Genomic DNA, 6,044 nt, shown 5'->3' on the forward strand with positions numbered 1-6,044 from the left:
AATTCCTACTTGAGACTTTATCATCCATATCACCGTGAATCTGTCAGCATATCTTAGGCATTACCCTAAGCGTTCGCTTCTGACTCAATCTTCCCCGCTTGCAGCATCCGGTTAGCACCTACTTCTAGACTCGACCTTCTAAAAGAGCTAACAAGGGGTTACTTCGTTCCGTGTGTCCATTCTATGTACCTTTAGAGTGATGCTATACGCCGGGTTTATCGGAAGTGCCTTAACGGTCTATCAAACAATAGCCGTTTCCTTATCCTTTACCTTTTGGTTCCAGCCTGTCAGCCTGATTTGGCTGGTTTAGTTTTACGACGCTTCAAACACATCTTCAACTTTCGTTTTACTCATGGGTACTCTGCTTGACGTATACCGAGTTAGGCTCCCAGTAAGAACGCCTTTTCTCCGGTGCTTTACGGATTGATAGCCAGTCTCTACCGTAAGGGAGATGCTGTCACCCTTGCACCTAGGGGGTAGGATTCTCACCTACATGAACACACAGTTATAAGAGTCTGGTTTTATCCAGTCTTACCTCTCATCCCTGAGCATAAATGCTCCCGATCGAGAGAACGAATCGCACCCACCTGTAACTAATGTAGCAATCTCAAGGGAAAAAGTAATTTGGAAATTTTTTGATATCTCCCCTGGTTGAAACACAGGGGATTCTAAACTGATGTTGCTACCCAGGCCCAAGCCATGCTACGCAACGTTTACGATATGATTTACTTAATCCCTGAAATAAATCAACTCGTCTTGGGAGTGTCAAAGCTCTCACCAATTGCCCATCAACACCAAAATTACCCACCTACCGACTGTCATCACCTGGTAAATTAGCAAATACCTGGGAAACTAAATCCCTAGTCTTATCTTCCAAGCGCTGCCAATCCACCTCCCCCGCATCATCAATTAAACTAGGATCAATATTTGCCCCTGCATGGGCAGCAGTGTAATTTATAAAACACACTTGATAACAAATTTCCCATAAATCTATACTCACCTGATGCTGTTGACGCTGCAAAAGTAAATGATATCCTGGATGAGGCATTGGTAGATCAGTAAGAGTAGCGCGAATTTCTTCTGTCTTTTCTACGGTGGCAGTTTCCATTTCTTGCAACAACTGAGTTACCAAAGCCTTAATTTCATCAGTAGTGTTGGCGGGCCAAATCAGGACATCCTGGTAAGTCCCTTTCCAAGTAGACGCGTCAAGACCCTTGCGAATATTATCCACAACACGAATAAAAGCAGGTTGCATCAGGAGTTCAGCCTGCTGCCATGTGACTGGGTTAGTAATTTTAGGAGGCATTGCTAGTAAACGGGAACAGTAAATGCTAAACAAACAGTCTAAGTTTATTAAAAAACTAAATTTTTTAGTTTAAATCTTCATCCCAAAATAGCGGATTTGATCCCTATAATTTTTCATGAAATCAAAAATTAACGAATCTCATTAAGTAATAACTCTGAGGGTAAAATATGATCGGTAAGCTGTTAGACCATCGTTACCAAGTCATTCAAGTCCTCGCTCAAGGGGGATTTGGTCAAACCTATATAGCCCAAGATACCAAGCGACCGGGCAACCCTATCTGTGTTGTTAAGCACCTCAAGCCCTTAACCTCCGACCCCAGAGCTTTTGAGACAGCCCAGCGTTTATTTAACAGCGAAGCGGAAACCTTGGAAAATCTAGGTTATCATGACCAAATACCCCGGCTACTGGCTTACTTTCATGAAAACCAAGAATTTTACCTAGTACAAGAATTTATTGCCGGACAGACCCTAGGGGCGGAACTCATACCCGGTCAGCCTTGGAGTGAAAGCCGAGTCATGGAACTGTTGCTAGGAGTCCTGGAAATCCTCCAATTTGTTCACCAAAAAGGCGTAATTCACCGTGATATTAAACCAGACAACATTATCCGCCGCGCCTGTGACCAGAAATTAGTTTTAGTAGATTTTGGGGCAGTCAAGCAGCTAAGATTACCAATGGCCAGTGTTGGGGGAAAAAGTACTGCTACAGTTGCCGTGGGGACTCCTGGCTATATGCCTACGGAACAAGGGCAAGGTAAACCCCGCCCTAATAGTGATATTTATTCACTAGGGATTATTGCGATTCAAGCCCTTACAGGACTACCTGCCCTGGAATTAGAAGAAAACCCCAATACAGGGGAATTGCTATGGCAGCATTTAGCAACCGTCAACTACCGGTTGGCGGCAGTGCTGACGAAAATGGTACATTATCACTTCAAAGACCGTTACCAAAGCGCAACAGAAGCATTGCAAGCTTGTCATAAAATTCATCCAGTATTTACACCCGCCACACCTCCAGAATCTTCTCACCATCATCACCATCAACCCACTCAATCTTTATCCCCAGTATCCCCAGAAAAAACTATTGCAGTAGCGCCGGCGAATTTTGTTACTGTCAAACCAAGTAGTCAAAAATCTGACAAAATAGACCCTTGGCCGTTCTTGATTGGTTTATTTTTAGCAGGTGGGGCGGCGGCTTTAGTCACAAATGTATATCCTAATGTGCGGAAATTAGCGGATAATACTATCAGAAACAACTGCTCGGCTGTGGTTGCTGGTAATTCCAATATTCGTTCTCAACCTAGCTCCATTAATTCTGATATTTTGCAAAAAACCAGCACCCATAAGGAGTTTGAGGTTACAGGCAAGCAGACAAAACTAGGTTGGGTACAAGTTAAATTGAATTCTGGTCATTTGGGTTGGGCTCATGTAGATGTCATTACCAATCATCAGGAGTGGGTTTCTTGTCTGGCAGATCAAGGTATTGCTATTAACACAGTAGATGATAGTAATTTGATTGCATCTTCACCAGTTCCTCAGCCCCAACCAGCACAGACATTCAATCAGTCACCGTCTACCAATGATCCTCATGAGTCTGAATCAGGAGATTTACAAGGCTCCCCCGCTTTGGGTCGGTCTATTCCTGGTATGGCTACGCCAGGTAAGCTATCGCCTTCTTCTGCCCATGACTACGCCACGCAAGCTATGAAACAGACAGTAACTATGATTCATCAGTGGCAAAAAGACTGGGCTAAGGCCGAGGCGCTATTTAATGATATCAATAGAGCTATAGAAGACGGTGAATGGGACAAAGTTTTAGATTATAAAAATAATCCCGAAAAGTTGCCAGATACCCAATACTGGCGCGACAAAATACAATCGTTATTTGAACAGGCAGAGGAAAATCTGACAAAAGAGACATCACCGAAATTAGATCATCAGCAAAGCAAAAAAGTCACTCCTTTACCAAGGTAAGGGAGTGGGAGCCTGGTCAATAACTAAAATCAATATTCTGATTTGGCTATATTGCTCTTAGTGCATCTGGTCATATTCTCGGGCTTCAAATCCTCTGGACTCCATCCGTGAAGAAGGCAAAAATTCCGCGCGACGTACAGGGGCTAAGGGTGGGGTGGGACCCTGGTAAGGATGTATAACTTGTACTGTACGACCGGGACGCTGGCGTGGTGAAAATAAAGCCAGTACACCAGCGACTACAACACCACCGCCAATGGTGAGAGTTGCGCCTCCTACTGCCCAAATGATGGGTGAAGACCACAGGGCTGCTGGAGTTTGAGGCTTTAATGCTTCTGATGTAAGTTTTTGGCTATTTTGTTGAGCTAACTGTACCTGCTCGTTCTGCCAATTTTGGAATTGGAACTGGAGTTGCTGGTTTTGCGCTCTGAGCTGTTCGTTGTCGCTTTTTAAGCGTTCCAACTGCATATTTAGCCGTTCCATTTCCACCCGCTGCTCTGGATTAGCCGGGGAGGGCGGTTGATTGGGTTGGGGATAATATGGATTCACCCCATAGGGGGAATACATCTGGGGTTGGGGCATTAGGGGCGGCGCTATAGTAGCCGGTATCTGGGGAGCAGAAACAGCGAAATTACTTTGTATGGGACTATCTGCCCCCCTGAGCAAGACAAGCGCCGCTAGTCCGGCCACGGCAACACCGCCGATAAATGCCATACTCTCACTCATCGCTTTTGCTCCTCTGTTACTCGTGACTGACTCACTCTCACACTCATCATAATTCGCCTACTCAACTTTACATAATACTCAACTATAAGCGACCGGACTAGCTAGTTTTTTTACAGCTTATTTGTGCTGTTAATATTCAAAACTATATTGGCTCAATTGTCCACAAAGTCACTTTCACAAAGTTATGGTTCCATTAGTTTTAACCAACTTTGTCTTCTGGCGCTTGAGTATTTGTGATGTTATCGCTTGTTTTGATCGCAGCCTTGAGATGCTGACAAAATTGGGCGATCGCATTTAGTCCCTGTTCTGGTGTACCTTCTGCTAAACGTTTGACAAATGCACTACCCACAATTGCCGCATCTGCTCCCCATTCTCTGACTTGACGGGCTTGTGCAGCTTCAGAAATGCCAAATCCCACCCCGATGGGTTTATCTGTAACCTCACGTATTTGTTGGAGTAACTCTGATACTCGTGACTCCATTTGAGTTCGCATCCCGGTAACACCAGTGACACTGACCAAATAAATAAATCCTTGGGAAGAGCGAGCAATGGCTTTGATTCTGGCGGGGGAACTGGTAGGAGCCACCAACAAAGTTAAGTCAATACCCATTTCACTTGCTGGTTGCAGCAATTCTGCTGCTGACTCTAAAGGTAAATCGGGGACTACTAATCCTGAAACCCCTGCGGCCGCAATTTGCCCAAGAAACTTGTCAATCCCCCGGTGCAAAATGGGATTGTAGTAACTAAACAGGATAATAGGCGATCGCAAGCCGGGAGTAGTAGCTTGCAACATTTCTAAAACCTGTTCTAACTTTGTCCCTCGTTCCAAGGCGCGGGTAGCAGCCGCTTGAATTACCGGCCCATCTGCTAGAGGATCGGAGTAAGGAATACCGAGTTCAATCATATCGGCTCCGTGACGATCCAGAACTTGCAAAGCTGCGGCTGTCGTTGCTAAGTCTGGGTCTCCAGCAGTAATAAACGGAATCAGAGCGCACTCTCGATTTCGTCCCAAGGTGTTAAAGCAATCAGAAATCGCGGTCATGTGTCCAGAATAATTATGAGTCAGTGGTCAGTTTATAAATAACTGATCAATGATAACTTTACACTTGACTTTGTTCTTCTTGTGAGATTTCTGCCTGAATTTTTGCCAGTTCTTCAGGAGTAAGTTCATCTAGGCGTTTTTGGAGGAAGGCCTGTTCATACTGTTCCCGTTGTTCATGGTAGGTCATTTTATTTCCCACCGCCCGGAATATATAGGAAGCCAACCAGCCGAGCAAGCCACTCACTAGTAAAACTTGGCTCCAGATCCCAGCTTGTGCAGCTTCTAAACCCACTAACTGTAATCCTACGTATCCCAAACCACCAGCAATAAAAACACCCAAGCCAATACCAATAGCATCAATGCGTCGCATGAGATTTATGACCTAACAATCTGTTAAACTTCAAGCCGGGGACGGGGTCGCAGATTCACAAACGGCGATAAAACTAATAACCCTGGCAAAAAGAAAAACACCATAAAGTACATCACGGTTCGCTCAATGGATCCGGCTACATACCAGCGCTGTTTGAGGTACAGCATCACAGCAATAGGGATTACTAACAGGTAAGCTCCAGCCAAAGCCAGATACAGCAGGGCTACAATCATATATCTTCTCTTGAGGTGGACAATAGCATTAAGTGCATCTATTCCCCATCATAGGCTGAACCCCTCCCCTGAGGAAAGTCTAGCTATTGCAGTTGTCAAGAAGAAATTGTTTGTATATTCTTGACATAGATGCTACAATCATAAAGGCAACAAAAAAGAGCTAGTCCTAAGCTGACTATTTTATAGACAAAACTATACCTATGTTGACAAGCATTGACATAAGTGAGTTAAGAAAATCGCCCACTTGATATATAATCCGACGATATCAAGTATTGAATTAAGACTATTGCCAACGCGAAAACCAAGCAATGATAGCGGTAGTCTTTCTTGTAAATCTTAAGAGAAATATCGCGTCTGGCTAAGGCGTGCAAGTCTACTAAGGGATAACCGCTCCCATGCT

At 44.5% G+C, this 6,044-nt stretch carries 6 protein-coding genes; 1 reads left to right on the plus strand and 5 read right to left on the minus strand.

Annotated features, from left to right (window positions below; genetic code table 11):
* Positions 1-808 precede the first annotated feature (808 nt).
* Positions 809-1,306 carry a hypothetical protein gene (locus NWP22_RS02480; RefSeq protein ID WP_271734067.1) on the minus strand — a complete coding sequence of 166 codons (498 nt, stop codon included), beginning with the start codon at positions 1,304-1,306 and terminating at the stop codon, positions 809-811.
* Positions 1,307-1,473: 167 nt separating this feature from the next.
* Here NWP22_RS02480 and NWP22_RS02485 point away from each other — a divergent pair, with 167 nt between their 5' ends.
* The gene (locus NWP22_RS02485; protein ID WP_280801471.1) at positions 1,474-3,276 is read left to right on the plus strand and encodes a protein kinase domain-containing protein; all 1,803 of its coding nucleotides are present in this window, start codon (positions 1,474-1,476) and stop codon (positions 3,274-3,276) included.
* A gap of 57 nt (positions 3,277-3,333) precedes the next feature.
* Here NWP22_RS02485 and NWP22_RS02490 read toward each other — a convergent pair whose 3' ends face one another.
* The 4 genes from NWP22_RS02490 to ndhL all read right to left on the minus strand — a co-directional run bounded on the left by NWP22_RS02490 (position 3,334) and on the right by ndhL (position 5,668).
* Positions 3,334-3,999 carry a heterocyst differentiation related protein gene (locus NWP22_RS02490; protein ID WP_271734071.1) on the minus strand — a complete coding sequence of 222 codons (666 nt, stop codon included), beginning with the start codon at positions 3,997-3,999 and terminating at the stop codon, positions 3,334-3,336.
* 199 nt (positions 4,000-4,198) lie between these two features.
* Entirely contained in the window at positions 4,199-5,041 is an 843-nt protein-coding gene (gene trpA / locus NWP22_RS02495) for a tryptophan synthase subunit alpha (RefSeq protein ID WP_271734072.1), read from the minus strand.
* A gap of 58 nt (positions 5,042-5,099) precedes the next feature.
* Entirely contained in the window at positions 5,100-5,411 is a 312-nt protein-coding gene (locus NWP22_RS02500; protein ID WP_271734073.1) for a DUF3007 family protein, read from the minus strand.
* Positions 5,412-5,434: 23 nt separating this feature from the next.
* Positions 5,435-5,668: an NAD(P)H-quinone oxidoreductase subunit L gene (gene ndhL / locus NWP22_RS02505; RefSeq protein WP_271734074.1), complete on the minus strand. Its 234-nt coding sequence runs from the start codon at positions 5,666-5,668 to the stop codon at positions 5,435-5,437.
* Positions 5,669-6,044 lie beyond the last annotated feature (376 nt).

The organism is Anabaenopsis tanganyikae CS-531 (assembly GCF_029891675.1).
GTDB lineage: Bacteria > Cyanobacteriota > Cyanobacteriia > Cyanobacteriales > Nostocaceae > Anabaenopsis > Anabaenopsis arnoldii.